General features: G+C 70.8%; 15 protein-coding genes. 11 read left to right on the top strand and 4 right to left on the bottom strand.

Features of this window, described 5'->3' with window-relative positions; translation table 11 throughout:
* Positions 1–103 precede the first annotated feature (103 nt).
* The gene (locus QF037_RS33730) at positions 104–1,537 is read right to left on the bottom strand and encodes a regulator (protein WP_307031842.1); all 1,434 of its coding nucleotides are present in this window, start codon (positions 1,535–1,537) and stop codon (positions 104–106) included.
* 216 nt (positions 1,538–1,753) lie between these two features.
* Between QF037_RS33730 and lipB the strand changes: the two genes are divergently transcribed.
* The 4 genes from lipB to QF037_RS33710 all read left to right on the top strand — a co-directional run bounded on the left by lipB (position 1,754) and on the right by QF037_RS33710 (position 5,058).
* Positions 1,754–2,551, top strand: coding sequence for a lipoyl(octanoyl) transferase LipB (lipB, locus tag QF037_RS33725; RefSeq protein ID WP_307031839.1), 798 nt, complete (start codon positions 1,754–1,756; stop codon positions 2,549–2,551).
* Positions 2,552–2,851: 300 nt separating this feature from the next.
* Positions 2,852–3,838, top strand: coding sequence for a lipoyl synthase (lipA, locus tag QF037_RS33720; protein WP_307031837.1), 987 nt, complete (start codon positions 2,852–2,854; stop codon positions 3,836–3,838).
* Between the two features lie 257 nt (positions 3,839–4,095).
* Entirely contained in the window at positions 4,096–4,296 is a 201-nt protein-coding gene (locus tag QF037_RS33715; protein WP_307031835.1) for an SCO2195 family GlnR-regulated protein, read from the top strand.
* Positions 4,297–4,356: 60 nt separating this feature from the next.
* Positions 4,357–5,058, top strand: coding sequence for a DUF4191 domain-containing protein (locus tag QF037_RS33710; RefSeq protein ID WP_307031833.1), 702 nt, complete (start codon positions 4,357–4,359; stop codon positions 5,056–5,058).
* Positions 5,059–5,121: 63 nt separating this feature from the next.
* On the opposite strand, the gene QF037_RS33705 is transcribed toward QF037_RS33710, so the two are convergent.
* Positions 5,122–5,589 carry an RDD family protein gene (locus QF037_RS33705; RefSeq protein WP_307031831.1) on the bottom strand — a complete coding sequence of 156 codons (468 nt, stop codon included), beginning with the start codon at positions 5,587–5,589 and terminating at the stop codon, positions 5,122–5,124.
* Positions 5,590–5,788: 199 nt separating this feature from the next.
* Here QF037_RS33705 and glnA point away from each other — a divergent pair, with 199 nt between their 5' ends.
* From glnA to pspAB, 5 genes are all read left to right on the top strand, one after another.
* The gene (gene glnA / locus QF037_RS33700; RefSeq protein ID WP_307031829.1) at positions 5,789–7,198 is read left to right on the top strand and encodes a type I glutamate--ammonia ligase; all 1,410 of its coding nucleotides are present in this window, start codon (positions 5,789–5,791) and stop codon (positions 7,196–7,198) included.
* A gap of 121 nt (positions 7,199–7,319) precedes the next feature.
* Positions 7,320–7,577 (top strand): SCO2583/SCO2584 N-terminal domain-containing protein, encoded by a 258-nt coding sequence (locus QF037_RS33695; RefSeq protein ID WP_307031827.1) that lies wholly within the window; start codon positions 7,320–7,322, stop codon positions 7,575–7,577.
* Between the two features lie 77 nt (positions 7,578–7,654).
* Positions 7,655–9,091 carry a hypothetical protein gene (locus QF037_RS33690; RefSeq protein ID WP_307031825.1) on the top strand — a complete coding sequence of 479 codons (1,437 nt, stop codon included), beginning with the start codon at positions 7,655–7,657 and terminating at the stop codon, positions 9,089–9,091.
* Positions 9,092–9,187: 96 nt separating this feature from the next.
* Positions 9,188–10,105 carry a zinc metalloprotease HtpX gene (gene htpX, locus QF037_RS33685; protein WP_307031824.1) on the top strand — a complete coding sequence of 306 codons (918 nt, stop codon included), beginning with the start codon at positions 9,188–9,190 and terminating at the stop codon, positions 10,103–10,105.
* A gap of 5 nt (positions 10,106–10,110) precedes the next feature.
* Complete coding sequence (gene pspAB, locus QF037_RS33680) at positions 10,111–10,695, top strand: PspA-associated protein PspAB (protein ID WP_307031821.1); 585 nt, start codon at positions 10,111–10,113, stop codon at positions 10,693–10,695.
* A gap of 31 nt (positions 10,696–10,726) precedes the next feature.
* Here the strand turns inward: pspAB and QF037_RS33675 are convergent, their stop codons facing one another.
* The gene (locus QF037_RS33675) at positions 10,727–11,008 is read right to left on the bottom strand and encodes a hypothetical protein (RefSeq protein WP_307031819.1); all 282 of its coding nucleotides are present in this window, start codon (positions 11,006–11,008) and stop codon (positions 10,727–10,729) included.
* Positions 11,009–11,237: 229 nt separating this feature from the next.
* On the opposite strand from QF037_RS33675, the gene QF037_RS33670 reads away from it, so the two are divergent.
* Together QF037_RS33670 and QF037_RS33665 are read left to right on the top strand one after the other, a co-directional pair.
* A complete protein-coding gene (locus QF037_RS33670; protein WP_307031817.1) occupies positions 11,238–11,750 on the top strand; it encodes a DUF1269 domain-containing protein in 513 nt (170 codons plus the stop codon).
* 29 nt (positions 11,751–11,779) lie between these two features.
* A complete protein-coding gene (locus tag QF037_RS33665; RefSeq protein ID WP_307031814.1) occupies positions 11,780–13,384 on the top strand; it encodes an alpha/beta fold hydrolase in 1,605 nt (534 codons plus the stop codon).
* 14 nt (positions 13,385–13,398) lie between these two features.
* Here the strand turns inward: QF037_RS33665 and QF037_RS33660 are convergent, their stop codons facing one another.
* Positions 13,399–14,766 carry a DUF2252 domain-containing protein gene (locus QF037_RS33660; RefSeq protein WP_307031812.1) on the bottom strand — a complete coding sequence of 456 codons (1,368 nt, stop codon included), beginning with the start codon at positions 14,764–14,766 and terminating at the stop codon, positions 13,399–13,401.
* Positions 14,767–15,236 lie beyond the last annotated feature (470 nt).

The following is a 15,236-nucleotide window of genomic DNA, read 5'->3' as shown; positions in this document are numbered from 1 at the left end:
TGGGGGCGCGGGGCTGTATCGATATGCGGCTCCGCCGCGGGGGCGCAACCAGCCACAACGGAGTCGCGCAGACCCCACAACCTCCGAAGTCACAGCGAAGACATCACCCCAGCGCCGCGACCTTGTCCCGATACCCCCGCACCGGCGCCGCGTCCTTGTACGGCTCCAGCCGCTTCTCGAAGTCCCGCACATACTCGATCGCGCGCACCGACCGCATCTCCACAGCGGCCCCCGCCGCCTCCGCCCCCAGCGCGCACGCCTGGTCGAGCTCACCCAGCCCCAGCCGGGCGGAGGCCAGCACCACACGGCAGAACAGCCGGCTGCGGGCGTACGCGGGCGCCCGCAACTGCAGGGACCGCTCGGCATGCTGGGCCGCGGCACGGAACTGCTGCAGATCCCGGTGCGCATGACCGAACTCGTCCGCCAGCTGCGCCTCGTCGAAGAACCGCGCCCAGTAAGGGACTTCGTCGCCGGGCCGAGCCGCCTCCAGCGCCCGCTCGGCCCGCACCAGCGCCCCCGTGCACGCCCGCACCTCGCCCAGCACCCCGTGCGCCCGCGCCTCGACCGCGTGCAGCAGGGCCTGGACCACCGGCGGGGCATTGGTGCCGACGCCCTGCTGGGCCACCCGCGCCAGCTGCACCGCTTCCCGCCCGTGCCCGAGGTACACCGCCTGCCGGCTCATCGTGATCAGCACGTACGAGCCGTACGCCCGGTCCCCCGCCGCCTGCGCGAGCCGCAGCGACTGCACGAAGTACCGCTGCGCGAGCCCGTGCGCCGCGATGTCGTACGACGTCCAGCCCGCGAGCCTCGTGAGGTCGGCCGCCGCCGAGAACAGCCGACGGCCGGTCTGCTCGCCGTACATGCCGCGCAGCATCGGCTCGCACTCGTGCTCCAGGTACCGCACGAGCGCTTGGCGGGCGTGACCGCCGCCGTACATGTCGTCCAGGGAGCGGAACAGGTCGCCGACCGAGCGGAGCGCCGCGATGTCGCCGCCGGTGACCTTCTGGCCCGGGCCGCGCTCCGCGCCGCGCTGCCGGGGCACCACCGGGCGGCCCTGGGTGGGGAGGCGGACCGGGGGCTCGCCGCGGGCCACCTTGTCGTCGGCCCGCCCGATCAGCCAGTCGCGGCTGGGCACGACGAGCCCCGCCGGGGTGAACGCGATCTTGCGCAGCTCGGCGTGGCTGCCGGAGTCCTTGCGCCACAGCCCGCTGACGATGTCGATGGCCTCCTCGGGGGTCGCGGCGAACTCGAGACCGGCGTACACCGGCGCACAGGCGTCGAGCCCGAGATCCTGCGCGGAGAGCCGGCGCCCCAGCCGTCGGGTGAAGACCTCGGCGATGAGGGCGGGTGTCGTGCCCCGCGGCTGCTGTCCGCGGAGCCACCGGGTCACGGATGTCTTGTCGTATCTCAGATCAAGCCCGTGTTCGAGACCGAGCTGGTCCACCCGACGGGCGAGCCCCGCGTTGGAGAACCCCGCTTCTGCGATGAGCGCGGCGAGCTGGCGGTTGGGAGTGCGCTGCGCGGGTCGTTCCGTCATCTGGGGTGGTGTCTCCTGCCCGGATTGCCTGTGAGCAGCCCTTATGGCCTCTATAGGACGGCGCGAATGTAGCGGAGAGTGAGCAGACGATCGCACACTTCGCCGTTCGTTCATCCGATCGTGTGAGGATTGACCGCACGGCTGACGCGAGACGGCGAGTCGTACAGTGGCGTAGGCACACTTCGTGCCTTACGACTCTCCGGGGAGGCGCTTGCCGTGAGTGAGCTGCGGTTCGTCCGTATGGGGTTCGGCGCGGACGCCGTCGAGTACCAGGAGGCGTGGGACGAGCAACGCCGGGTGCACGCGGCACGGTTCGCGGACGAGACCCCCGACACCGTCCTGCTGCTCGAACACCCGCCGGTGTATACGGCCGGACGGCGCACGGCGGACAGCGAGCGCCCCCTGGACGGCACCCCGGTCGTCGACGTGGACCGCGGCGGCAAGATCACCTGGCACGGCCCGGGCCAGCTGGTGGGCTACCCCATCCAGAAGCTGCCGCGTCCGGTGGACGTCGTGGCGCATGTACGGCGTCTCGAGGAAGCCCTCATCCGCACCTGCGCGGAGTTCGGCGTGGAGACCAGCCGGGTCGAGGGCCGCAGCGGCGTATGGGTGCTCGGCGATCCGGTCGAGCGGCGGCCGTCCATCGGGGGCCTGTCGCTGGACCTCGACCCCCGTCTGCACGACGAGGAGTTCGACCCGCGCATGAACGGCCCGGAGTACGCCCCGTCCAACGCGGGGCAGCGCCGCGAGGACCGCAAGATCGCGGCGATCGGGATCCGGGTCGCCAAGGGCGTCACGATGCACGGCTTCGCGCTGAACGTGAACCCGGACAACCGTTGGTTCGACCGCATCATCCCGTGCGGGATCCGGGACGCGGGGGTCGCGTCCCTGGCGGACGAACTCGGACGGGACGTGACGATCGCCGAGGTGCTGCCGGTTGTCGAGCGGCACCTGAGGGACGTACTCGAGCATGCGGATCTGAAGCCGCGCGAGATCGAGAAGGCGTCGGCCTAAGGCGTTCCTCGCCCCCGCCGCCCCTACCCGTCCCGTCCCTGGGGGCTGCCGCCCCCAGACCCCCGCTTCGGCCCCGAACGGGCCTCGTCCTCAAACTCCGGACGGGCTGGGTTTCTCAGACCCTCCGGCGCTTGAGGAGCGGGGGTCCAGGGCGGCAGCGCCCCCTGGGGATGGGAATGGGTAGGGGCGGCGGGGGCGAAGGAATGCCCCCCGGTTCCGCAAGGTTGGCCACCCCGGGGAGCGAAAACATACGGGCGTACCCTGGTGTACGCCGAAGAATCGAAGCTACAGGGAGCCGATGTGTCCGCAGTCACACCCGACGGACGCAAGATGCTGCGCCTGGAGGTCCGGAACGCCCAGACCCCCATCGAGCGCAAGCCCGAGTGGATCAAGACCCGGGCGAAAATGGGTCCCGAATACACCGCGATGCAGAAGCTCGTGAAGAGCGAGGGGCTCCACACCGTCTGCCAGGAAGCCGGTTGCCCCAACATCTACGAGTGCTGGGAGGACCGCGAGGCCACCTTCCTCATCGGCGGCGACCAGTGCACCCGGCGCTGCGACTTCTGCCAGATCGACACCGGCAAGCCCGAGGCGCTCGACCGCGACGAGCCGCGCCGCGTCGGTGAGTCCGTGGTCACCATGGACCTGAACTACGCCACCATCACCGGCGTCGCCCGCGACGACCTGGAGGACGGCGGCGCCTGGCTGTACGCCGAGACGGTCCGCCAGATCCACCAGCAGACCGCCGGGCGCGAGAGCGGCCACACCAAGGTCGAGCTGCTCGCCCCCGACTTCAACGCCGTGCCGGAGCTGCTCCAGCAGGTCTTCGAGTCCCGCCCCGAGGTCTTCGCGCACAACGTCGAGACGGTCCCGCGGATCTTCAAGCGCATCCGCCCCGGCTTCCGTTACGAGCGCTCGCTGAAGGTCATCACCGAGGCCCGCGACTTCGGCCTGGTGACCAAGTCCAACCTGATCCTCGGCATGGGCGAGACCCGCGAGGAGGTCAGCGAGGCGCTCCGGCAGCTGCACGACGCCGGCTGCGAGCTCGTCACCATCACGCAGTACCTGCGCCCGAGCGTCCGCCACCACCCCGTGGAGCGCTGGGTCAAGCCGCACGAGTTCGTGGAGCTGAAGGAGGAGGCCGACCAGATCGGCTTCTCCGGTGTGATGTCCGGCCCGCTGGTCCGGTCCTCCTACCGCGCCGGCCGGCTCTACCAGATGGCCATCGAACAGCGTCAATTTGCTGCTCCGCAGCGGGGCGGCGCGGTCGCGTCGCAGGCCGTCTGATGGCACGGAGTGCCACTCTGAGCGTGTGAATCCGAGCACAAGCGGCTACCGCTCGGTAGTGACCGATTGACGCGGCCCTGGGCGTCCCCGCAGATGGGGACGGTGCCAGGGCCGCTTCGGCGTTCGCGTGCCGCAAATCAAGGCTTCATTGGTGTTTGACCGGTCGGTCACGCCCTGGTAACACCAATCAGTGACCCTGGTTGTACAGCCCGTGCACCACTCACCAGAGCCGCTATCCCTGAGGGGGGACCTCCATCATGCAGGCCGCGCCCGTTCGCGCCACCGCCATCCCGTCGTTCACCGATGCACTCCGTGTCGTCGAGTCGCTGCTCATGAGCAGCGGCCAGCGCACCGCCCGCCGCAACGCCTGGACGTCCGTCCTGGAGGACCGCCGCCGCGCCAAGGACAGGGTCGAGGCGCAGCAGGTGCTGGAGCGGTCGTTCACCGTCCGTCCCTGAAGCTTTTCCTCCGGGACACTGCCGTCGTCGGCACTCCTCGGGCCACGTAGACTTCGACGCATGGCGAGAAGTGACAGTGCGGCCGATGCCGCTAACCCCGGGCGACTGAAGCAGATCGCCCTGACGTACAAGATGACCCGCAGGGCCGACAAGACGATCGGTCTGGTGCTCGCGGGTGTCTTCCTCCTCATCCTCGGTGTCTTTCTCGCGATCGGCTTCCTGATCGGTCACCCGGTCTACCTGGGCATCCTGGGCGTCCTGCTCGCCTTCCTCGGAACGGCGATCGTGTTCGGACGCCGGGCCGAGCGGGCCGCTTTCGGGCAGATGGAGGGCCAGCCGGGCGCGGCCGCGGCCGTGCTGGACAACATCGGCCGGGGCTGGACGACGACCCCCGCGGTGGCGATGAACCGCAGCCAGGACGTGGTGCACCGGGCCGTCGGCAAGGCCGGCATCGTCCTGGTCGCCGAGGGCAACCCGAACCGGGTGAAGAGCCTGCTGGCCGCCGAGAAGAAGAAGATGAACCGGATCGTGGCGGACGTGCCGGTGCACGACCTGATCGTCGGCACCGGCGAGGACCAGATCCCGCTGAAGAAGCTGCGCACCAGCATGCTGAAGCTGCCCCGCGTGCTGACCGGCCCCCAGGTGACCGCGACCAACGACCGGCTGCGGGCCATGGGTGACCTGATGAGCAACATGCCGCTGCCGAAGGGGCCCATGCCGAAGGGCATGAAGCTGCCCAAGGGCGGGCCGAAGGCGCGCTGATCGACCTCCTACGACGAAGGGGGCGCCCGGAGATCTCCGGGCGCCCCCTTCGTCGTAGGAGAACTAGATCCGCACCTCGACCGTGCGCGCCAGCCTGTCGTGCAGGCCCCGGCTGTCGCGGTCCCAGATCAGGGCCGGTACGGCGAGGCACAGCAGGGCGCTGCGCAGGAGGCCGCGGAGCGGGCTCGGGCGGCCGGTCGTCAGGTCGACGACGCGCAGGCCGAAGAGGCGCTTGCCCGGGGTGAAGCCGATGGTCCCGACCGTGAGCACGCTCATCACGAAGAAAACCAGCAGCGCCCAGTTCGAGGTCGCCGGCGTGTAGCTCTGGGTGATCAATTGGGATGCAATCAGCACGCTCATCGCCCAGTCCACGGCGAGTGCTCCGAGCCGCCGCCCCGGCCGGGCGATGGAGCCCGGCCCCTCCTCCGGCAGACCCAGCTGCTGCCCCCGGTATCCGAAGTCCACACCGGCTTGCTCGGCGGCCGCACGGGGCCCCGAGAGCCACGACCCGATTGCTTCCCTCTTGTCCACCCGTCCACCGTACTGCCCGCGTTTCGGGATGCGGACAGGTGGGGTGCGGAGCGGGATGTCCGGTTAACTTGTGCGAAACAAATGGGTCACGCCCGAGAAATCACGCGTCCCTAGTGTCGTCGTCATCGTGTGCCACCGCACTGGCCGCACAAACGAACTACCACCCCGGCAAGGAACCGTCGGGAGTAGGAGGAGCTGGATGTTCCAGAACGCCGACGAGGCCAAGAAGTTCATCGCGGACAAGGACGTCAAGTTCGTCGACGTCCGTTTCTGCGACCTGCCGGGCGTCATGCAGCACTTCACGTTGCCCGTCGAGGCGTTCGACCCGGACGAGGAGCTCGCGTTCGACGGCTCGTCGATCCGTGGTTTCCAGGCCATCCACGAGTCCGACATGGCGCTGCGCGCGGACCTGTCGACCGCCCGGATCGACCCCTTCCGCCGCGACAAGACGCTGAACATCAACTTCTTCATCCACGACCCGATCACGGGCGAGCAGTACAGCCGTGACCCGCGCAACGTGGCCAAGAAGGCCGAGGCCTACCTCGCGTCGACCGGTATCGCGGACACCGCGTACTTCGGTCCCGAGGCCGAGTTCTACGTCTTCGACAGCGTCCGTTTCGCCACCTCGGCGAACGAGAGCTTCTACCACATCGACTCCGAGGCGGGCGCCTGGAACACCGGTGCGGTGGAGAACAACCGCGGCTACAAGGTCCGCTACAAGGGCGGCTACTTCCCGACCCCGCCGGTCGACCACTTCGCCGACCTGCGTGCCGAGATCTCCCTCGAGCTGGCCGCCTCCGGCCTCCAGGTCGAGCGCCAGCACCACGAGGTGGGCACCGCCGGCCAGGCCGAGATCAACTACAAGTTCAACACGCTGCTCGCCGCGGCCGACGACCTCCAGCTCTTCAAGTACATCGTGAAGAACGTGGCCTGGAAGAACGGCAAGACCGCGACCTTCATGCCGAAGCCGATCTTCGGTGACAACGGCTCGGGCATGCACGTGCACCAGTCGCTGTGGACCGGCGGCCAGCCGCTCTTCTACGACGAGGCCGGCTACGCGGGCCTGTCGGACATGGCCCGCTACTACATCGGCGGCATCCTCAAGCACGCCCCGTCGCTGCTGGCCTTCACCAACCCGACGGTGAACTCCTACCACCGTCTGGTCCCGGGCTTCGAGGCGCCGATCAACCTGGTGTACTCGCAGCGCAACCGCTCCGCGGCCATGCGTATCCCGATCACGGGCTCCAACCCGAAGGCCAAGCGCGTCGAGTTCCGTGCGCCCGACTCCTCCGGCAACCCGTACCTGGCCTTCTCCGCGCTGCTGCTCGCGGGCCTCGACGGCATCAAGAACAAGATCGAGCCGGCCGAGCCGATCGACAAGGACCTCTACGAGCTGGCTCCCGAGGAGCACGCGAGCGTCGCGCAGGTCCCGACCTCCCTCCCGGCCGTCCTCGACCGCCTCGAGGCCGACCACGAGTTCCTCCTCCAGGGCGACGTCTTCACGCCGGACCTGATCGAGACGTGGATCGACTTCAAGCGCACGAACGAGATCGCGCCGCTGCAGCTGCGTCCGCACCCGCACGAGTTCGAGCTCTACTTCGACGTGTGATCGAACCCGGGCCGGTTCTCCCGGCTCTCTCGGCGCCCCCGTTCCTGGTTCCTCAGGGCGGGGGCGCCGTCGTATGGTTTCGGGAACAGACGTGCGAGAAGGGCGACCGGGGGTTACGGCGATGGCCGAACGGGACGACGAGGAGCGGGAGTTCGACATCCGGTGGGCCGACGGCGCCGAGGAGAAGGAGCCCTCGGCACGGGCCCGGATGCTCGCCGCACGCTGGAAGGAGAACCCACCACAGGCACAGCCGTTCCGTCCGGAACCCGAGCGGCTACGCCGGCCGCGGTCGCCGTGGGTGTCGACGGCCATCGTCTTCGGGTGCGTGGCGGCGGTCATCGTGCTGCTGGGGTATGCGAACTTCCGGGCGCCCTTCTAGGACCCGTATATCGCGCGACTCGACACGGTCGCACTGTCTACCATCGCCGGACACATCAGGGCTGGTCAGGGGTGGGCATGGACATCTGGTACGGGGCGGCTGCGGCCGTGCGGCTCGCGGAAGGGGTCCCGCTGCGGGAAGCGCTCGACACAGGTGATCCGGCCGCCTGGACCGCGCTGGACGCCGGGGTGCGGGCGATCTCCTGGGATCCGGACCGGGTCGTGTGGTTGCCGGCCTGGGAGAAGACCGAGAGTGGGCGGGCTGTGAAGGACACCCTGCTGGACGGCGGACCGCTCGGCGAGGGTCAGCTCGCGCTCGCGCTGTGCCACCGGGAAGGCAGGGTCAGGGCGGCTGCGCTGTGGCGGGCCGTCGATTTTCCCGGGTTGCTGCCGCTGCTCGTCGTGCGGTGCTCCGACTGGGCGGCGCCGGTGCGGGAGGTGGCACGGCGGCGGCTGACGGAGACGCTCGGTGCCGAGGCCGTGGTGCGGGTGATGGGCCTGGTGCTGCGGATCGGGCGGCGGGGCCGGGGGGACTTCGTCACCGCTCTGGCGACCGAACTGCTGCGGGCCGCGCCCCCGGAGACCCTCGCCCCGCTGTACACCGACCCGTGTCGAGGGGTACGCCGGTACGCGTACCGGCTCGCCGTCGACGAGGGGTTCCTCTCCCCCGCCGAGCTGGCCCGGGCCGCCGCCCGCGACAGCGACCCGGTCGTGCAGTCGCTGTGCGCCGACAGCACGCTGGCCGCCGTATCGGACCAAAACGGGGCCCTCGACGACGTACTCGAACCGCTTCTCGCCGCCCGTGGTCCGCGGGCCCGGGCGGCCGGGGTCACCGCGTTGCGGCGGGCCGGGCGGGTGGAGCGGGCGGTGGGGTTTCTCGGAGACCGGTCGGGGATGGTGCGGGCCTGTGCGCGGTATGTCGTGCGGCAGGGCGGGGGCGATCCGCTGCCCTGGTACCGGGAGCGGTGGGCCCGTCCGGAGGGTCTGTCGCCGGGGGTCGTGATCGGGCTCGCGGAGTGCGGGGAGCGGGTGGACGCAGAGTTGCTGTGGCCGCTGCTCGATCACCCGGCGGCCGGGTTGCGGGCGCGGGCCGTGGCCGGGCTGCGGGTGCTGGACGTGGTGGACGAACGACGGCTGCTGCCGCTTCTCGACGATCCGGCGCCCGGTGTGGTGCGGGAGGCTACCGCGGCGCTGTTGCCGTCGGCCGGACCGCTGGACGCCGACCGGCTGATGGAGCGGCTCGCGGTGGAGCGGCCCCGGCATGTGCGGGTCGCCGCGTTCCGGCTGCTGCACGCGCGTGACGGGCTCGTCCGGCTGCGGGCCTCCGTCGCGCTGCTCGACGACCCGGACGACAAGCTCCGGCAGTGGGCCCGGCAGTCCGTGCAGCGCTGGCACCCGACGGCGGACGTGCCGCGCGGGACGGTGGAGGTGGGTGAACTCCTGGACCGGGGGCGGCATCTGTTCAGCGAGTACGTGCTGAAGCGACGCAAGTGGGAGGCCGGGCTCAAGGCCTGAGCCTTTGCTGGGTCTAGAGGTGATCACGACCGCTTCATGGTGGGGGCGGGTGCACACTGGGCTGTGGGGCGAGTGCCTGACTGCGGGGTGATGCAGATGCAGAGCCGTTTCCGGAGCGATCGGCGGCTGACCGTGCGGATGACGGTCACGCTTTTTCTGCTCGGACTGCTGTACGTGGCCTTCGTCGCCGCGTTGATCGTGTTGCTGAGGTCCTGGGTGCTGGTCCTGGTGATCACCGCGGGGATGCTGGGCGCACAGTACTGGTTCTCCGACCGGGTCGCGCTGTTCGCGATGCGGGGGCGGGTCGTGGAGCGGGAGCAGTATCCGGAGTTGCACGGGGTCGTCGACCGGCTGTGTGCCCTCGCGGACATGCCCAAGCCCGTGGTCGCGGTGTCGGACATCGACATGCCGAACGCCTTCGCCACCGGGCGGAATCCGGATCATGCCGTGGTGTGTGTGACGACGGGCCTGCTGCGGCGGCTGGAGCCCGAGGAGCTGGAGGGTGTGCTCGCCCACGAGCTGTCGCATGTGGCGCACAAGGACGTCGCCGTCATCACCGTCGCGTCCTTCCTCGGTGTCCTCGCGGGGCTCATCGTGCGGTTCGCGTTCTACTCGCAGATCTTCAGCGGGCGCAAGGACCAGAACACCGCCGTCGTCTTCGCGGGGGTGATGGGGGTCTCCGCGGCCGTGTACGCCCTCTCCTTCCTGCTCATCCGGGCGCTGTCCCGGTACCGGGAGCTCGCCGCCGACCGGGCCGCCGCACAGCTGACCGGGCGGCCCTCGGCGCTGGCCTCCGCGCTCACCAAGGTCTCCGGGGACATCGCGAGGATCCCCAGCAAGGATCTGCGGACCGCGCAGGCGTTCAACGCCTTCTACTTCACCCCGGCTCTCGGGTCCGAGCCCGGCATCGCCCGGCTCTTCTCCACCCACCCGAGTCTGGACCAGCGGCTGGATCAACTGGGCCGGATCTCCACCGAGTTGGGTGAGGCCGCGACCCCGGGAAAGGCGGACTGACACCCATGGGGCTGCTGGACATTCTGCTCGGGCGCACGAAACCCGTCGCACCCGATCTCGACCAGCTCTTCGCACTGCCGTCGGCGGCCGTCACCCTGGAGGCCGCCGCGGGGTTCACCCCGACCGGCAGCGGAGCGGTGTGCTTCGCCACGGTCGAGGGCGCCGCGTTCGAGCAGACGCACCGCGAGGTGCAGGCACTCCTCGACGCGGACGCCGACCGCGACGGCCCCCCGGTCCGGCTGCGACGCGACGAGTACGGCTACTCCTGGCTGGTCTCCGAGCGGGCCCCCGACGAACTTCCCCAGCTCGTGAACGACCTGCACGCGGTGAACGCCTCGATGGAGGTCAACGGCTTCGGCCCGCAGCTGCTGTGCTCGCTGGCGGGCTTCCGTGACGGCGAGGGCCGTACGCTCGCGCTGGTCTACCTCTACAAGCGCGGCACCTGGTTCCCGTTCGCGCCACTGCCCGACGGGGGGCAGCGGCGCGACAACGCGCTGGAACTGCGGGTCAGAGCGGCGCTCGGGGACGATCTGCGGATCGAGCAGGACCTGAGCCGCTGGTTCCCGGTGTGGGGCGCCCCCGGCCTGTGACGCCGATGACCGGGGACGGCCCGGCAAGGGCTCACTTGCCCTTCTTCTCGCGCTCCTGACGGCGGGACTCGAAGGGGCGCTCGCGGCGGTAGCGGCGCTCCCACTTGGCCTGCTTGTCGCGGCGCTCCCGGTACGCCCGGTAGTCGCTGGGCATGACCCCGGACGAGGAACCGCCCCGGGAGGGCGTCGAGGACGCGCCTCGCCCGTACTGCATGTACAGGAAGAGCACGGCGGCCGCGGCGAGCCAGTAGACGCTGTTTCCGAATCCTAAGACGACCAGGACCGCGGCCCCGGCCATGACGATGGTGCCCATCACGGGCCTCCGTGTGCGTGGTTGGGTGAGCAGCAGAGTAGCCCCGGGACCGCGCGGTGAAACCGGCCCTGCGGCAAGCGGTGGGGAGCAGCTCCGCAATGCGTGTCCAGCGTAGGGAGACGGTCACACCGTGTGCATCTCTTTTTCCCCCTCCCTGGCGTGCGCCCCGCATTCCGGCGCCCTAGAGTCGGGCGAAACGTCATATTGCACCGATAAGGGGTGTTACCGGATGAGTGATCTCTTCGTCGTCGCCTACAACGACCTCGCCACCGCCAACCAGGTCCGCGAGAAGGTGATCGAGCTGTCCAAGCAGCATCTCGTCGAGCTGGAGGACATCGTGGTCGTCGAGCGGCGCGAGGACGGCAAGATCAAGCTGCACCAGGCCCTCAACCACACCGCCGCGGGCGCGGCGGGCGGCGCCCTGTGGGGCGGGGTGATCGGGCTGCTCTTCCTGGCCCCGCTGCTCGGTGCCGCGGTGGGTGCGGCGGCCGGCGCCGCCGGGGGCGCGGTCACCGACACCGGCATCAACGACAACTTCATGAAGGACCTCAGCCAGAACCTCCGGCCGGGCGCCGCCGCCCTGTTCGTCCTGGTCAAGCAAGCCGCCCAGGACAAGGTGATCCCGCAACTCGCCCCCTTCGGCGGCCAGTTGGTGCAGACCTCGCTGAGCCAGGCCGACGAGGACCATCTGCGCGAGGCGATCGCGGCGGCGCGGGCGCCGAAGGCGGAAACCGCTTCCTGACGCCGGGGCCGCCATGAGTGAATGAGGTCATGATCTCCTCGTTCACTCAGCGCCACGACGGCGAACGGCTCAGCGGGGTGTACGGCGGCGGTGGCCCGGACCGGGCCACCGCCGTTCTGCTGCACGGGGCGGGCAACGGCAGCAAGGAGCGGCTGACGCCGGTAGGGGAGGAGTTCGCGGGCCGGGGCTGCGGCGTCCTGGCCCTCGACTTCTCCGGACACGGCGAATCCACCGGTGAGCTGCGGGAGTTGAGCCTGCGCCGGCGCTTCGAGCAGGCCGTCGCGGTGATCGACGCCCGGGTGCCGGCGGAGGGGCCGCTGATCCTCGTCGGGTTCAGCATGAGCGGGCAGACGGTCGCGGATCTCGTACGGCACTACGGGGAGCGCGTGACGGCGATCGGGCTGTGCTCGCCGGCGGTGTACGCGGCCGAGGCGTGGGACGTGCCGTTCGGCAGCGGGAACAGCCGGTTCAGCGCGATCCTGCGCACCCCGGACAGCTGGCGCGGGGCGCCCGCACTGGACGCGCTGCGGGCGTACGAGGGGCGGGCGGTGCTCGCGGTGCCGGGCCACGACGAGGTCATCCCGTCCGACGTGACGGAGGCCGTCCAGGACGCGCTGACCGCGCGGTCGCAGTACACGCGCCTCGACATCCCGGACGCACCGCACCGGTTGGGCCTCTGGTTCCACGATCACGCCGACGACCGGCGGGAGTTCGTCGACGCGCTGCTGGTCGAGGGCTGGACGGCGACCCGCGCCTGGATGGCCAAGCAGCTGCCCGCGGGCCGTACGGTCGCCACCACCCGTTTCCTGTCCGGGGGTTGGAGCTCGCAGATGCGCGCGCTCACCCTCGACGACGGCTCGGACCTGGTCCTGCGGTCCTTCGTGAAGCCCTTCTTCCGGCACCACGCCCCCGGCCTCCTGAACCGCGAGGCGTCGATCCTCACGCTGCTCGCCGGCCAGGACGGCATCCCGGCCCCCGAGCTGCTCGCCGTGGACGCCACCGTCGAACACAGCGATCACCCGAGCCTGTTGATGTCCCGGCTGCCGGGCCGGGTGCGGGTCGACGAGGAGGATCTCGTACAGCGGCTCGATCTGCTGGCGGCCCAACTCGTCCGGATCCACCGGGTCGTACCCGACGAGCGCCCGCGCGCCTATCAGGCCTGGACGTCACCGGAGCAGGTGCGCGTGCCCGACGGCGCGCTGTGGGAGCGGGCCGTGGACGTCATCCGGCGCGAGCCGCCGTCGTACGAAGGTGTCTTCCTGCACCGGGACTTCCACCCCGGCAACGTGCTCTTCACCGACGACCTGCGGATCAGCGGTGTCGTCGACTGGGTCGAGACCTCGTGGGGCCCGGCCGACCTGGACGTCGCCCACTGCTCGACAGCACTCGCACTGCTGCACGGGCCGGAGCACGGGCTCGGCTTCCGGGACCGCTACGAGGCCCAGGGCGGACGTCGGCTCGCCGACGGCACGGATCACCTGTACTGGCGACTGCTCGACTCCCTCGCCTACGCCCCCGACGCCGGGAAACTGGCGGGGCCGTGGCGCGAGCTGGGGCGCACCGAGCTGACGCCGGCGGTGCTGGGCGAGCGGCTGGAGGCCTATGTGGACGGGCTGTTGCAGCGATACGCCTGAGACCCTGCGGGTCGTCAGAGTTCCGGGGCCGCTCTCACCACTCCCGCGGCGACCGCGGCGGTCAGGGTGGTGTGGTCGGTGACGGTCTGGTCGGCGTAGGTCCGGGCGAACTCGGCGACGGCCTGGTCGAAGGTGTCGGACTTGCCCAGATAGGCGGCGATGGCGATGCGGTCGCCGGAGCGGGCGTGGGCCCGGGCGAGGGCGGTGCCGCAGAGGCGGGCGTACGAGGTGAGGGCGGCCGGGGTCATGCCGGCGACGTCCGCCGAGCCCTTCATGTCGCGCAGCTGGCGCCAGTAGAAGGCCCGTCCCTGGGGCCCGGTCATCCAGCCCAGGAAGATGTCACCGGCCGCCTGGAGCAGGCGCTGCCCGGCCACCACGCGATGCCCTTGGTGGACGTAGGGGCCACGCGGCAGATGTTCCTCCAGTACGGACTTCCGCGCCTCCTTGATCTGCAGGAACAGCGGGTCGTCCGCGTCCCGTCCGGCGAGCAGGACGATGAAGCAGCGGGTGCCGACACTGCCGACGCCGACGACCTTGCGGGCGGCGTCGACGAAGCGGTAGCGGTCCAGCAGGAGGCGGCGCTCCTCGGAGAGGGTGGAGCGGTAGTCGCTGAAGATCTTGCGCAGGGCCGCCATGTCGGAGGTGCCGGCGGACTCCAGCAGCGGTGGGTCGTTGATGATGCGGTGGCGTCCGTCGACGACCTCCGTCAGCTTGCCGAGCGCCTGGAGGCTGGTGCGGCGGCGGGCCCGGGTCAGGCTCGACTCGACGCGCCTTCGGTGCCGGGCCGAGCGGACGAGCGGGAGCAGGGTGTCGGCGTCCGTCCGCTCGTACCAGACGGCGAGTTCGCCGAGCCCCGCGAGTCGGTGGATGGACGTGCGGTACGCGGCCGTCGCCTCCACGGCGGCACGGTGCGCCTTCGCCTCGCTGTGGCCGTTCTCGCGGGCGGCCACGACGACGCTTACGGCGAGCCGTTTGACGTCCCACTCGAACGGGCCGGGGAACGTCTCGTCGAAGTCGTTCAGGTCGAAGAGCAGGGAGCGTTCCGGTGAGGCGTACAGGCCGAAGTTGAGGAGGTGTGCGTCGCCGCAGAGTTGCACGGTGAGGCCGGTGCGGGGCTGGGCGGCGAGGTCCGCGGCCATCACCGCGGCGGCGCCGCGCAGAAAGGCGAAGGGGGAGGCGGTCATACGGCCGTAGCGGATCGGGAGCAGTTCCGGGAGGCGGTCGCGGCCCTGGCGCTCCAGTACGGCGACGGGGTCCGGGCGGTCGATGGAGGCCATCCAGGTGGCGTGGGCGGAGCGGGGGGTGCGTTTGCGGGCGGCTCGGCCTTGGGTGGCTCGGTCGGTGGGGGTGCGGGTGCCGGGGCCGGGGCCGGGGGTGGTCATCTGCCGCCCTGCCTGTGCATCGCGCCTCCCGGGTCTGGCGTGCCACCTCCTGCTCCTGTTCGCAGGGAAGCGTGGGACGGGGGGTGGCGCATGTCGGGTACGGCGATCGGGTGACGGGGTGTGGGTGCCCCCGAGGGTTTTCGCCCCCGCCGCCCCTACCCGTCCCATCCTCCAGGGGCTGCCGCCCCTTCGACCCCGCCCCCAGGGGGCTCCGCCCCCTGGACCCCCATCGGCCCAAAGGGCCTCGTCCTCAAACGCCGGACGGGCTGAGATTGCCTGGGCCGGCACGAGAAGCGGAGCCGCCTGTGGGTGGGTGGGGGATCGGGGCGGCAGATCCTCGGCCTCGGACGCCGGGCGGGCTGTAAATGCCTGGGCCGGCGTCGAGGGGTGCGGTCGCCCGTGGGTGGGCGGGGCCTCGGGGCTTTAGCCCCTGGGGCGGTGTCGGGCCGTTGTCAGTGGGGGCGGGGAGG

Origin of the sequence: Streptomyces canus (assembly GCF_030815415.1) — a bacterium.
GTDB lineage: Bacteria > Actinomycetota > Actinomycetes > Streptomycetales > Streptomycetaceae > Streptomyces > Streptomyces canus_F.
The sequence above is the reverse complement of the archived record's forward strand: the minus strand, read 5'-3'. Positions and strand labels throughout refer to the sequence as shown.

Bases quoted from the DNA above. Each gene is read 5' to 3' on its own strand.
- pspAB (WP_307031821.1), top strand. From the start codon at position 10,111: ATGGGGCTGCTGGACATTCTGCTCGGGCGCACGAAACCCGTCGCACCC.
- QF037_RS33670 (WP_307031817.1), top strand. From the start codon at position 11,238: ATGAGTGATCTCTTCGTCGTCGCCTACAACGACCTCGCCACCGCCAAC.
- QF037_RS33715 (WP_307031835.1), top strand. From the start codon at position 4,096: ATGCAGGCCGCGCCCGTTCGCGCCACCGCCATCCCGTCGTTCACCGAT.
- QF037_RS33710 (WP_307031833.1), top strand. From the start codon at position 4,357: ATGGCGAGAAGTGACAGTGCGGCCGATGCCGCTAACCCCGGGCGACTG.
- QF037_RS33675 (WP_307031819.1), bottom strand. From the start codon at position 11,008: ATGGGCACCATCGTCATGGCCGGGGCCGCGGTCCTGGTCGTCTTAGGA.
- QF037_RS33730 (WP_307031842.1), bottom strand. From the start codon at position 1,537: ATGACGGAACGACCCGCGCAGCGCACTCCCAACCGCCAGCTCGCCGCG.
- htpX (WP_307031824.1), top strand. From the start codon at position 9,188: ATGCAGAGCCGTTTCCGGAGCGATCGGCGGCTGACCGTGCGGATGACG.
- QF037_RS33690 (WP_307031825.1), top strand. From the start codon at position 7,655: ATGGACATCTGGTACGGGGCGGCTGCGGCCGTGCGGCTCGCGGAAGGG.
- glnA (WP_307031829.1), top strand. From the start codon at position 5,789: ATGTTCCAGAACGCCGACGAGGCCAAGAAGTTCATCGCGGACAAGGAC.
- QF037_RS33695 (WP_307031827.1), top strand. From the start codon at position 7,320: ATGGCCGAACGGGACGACGAGGAGCGGGAGTTCGACATCCGGTGGGCC.
- QF037_RS33660 (WP_307031812.1), bottom strand. From the start codon at position 14,766: ATGACCACCCCCGGCCCCGGCCCCGGCACCCGCACCCCCACCGACCGA.
- QF037_RS33665 (WP_307031814.1), top strand. From the start codon at position 11,780: ATGATCTCCTCGTTCACTCAGCGCCACGACGGCGAACGGCTCAGCGGG.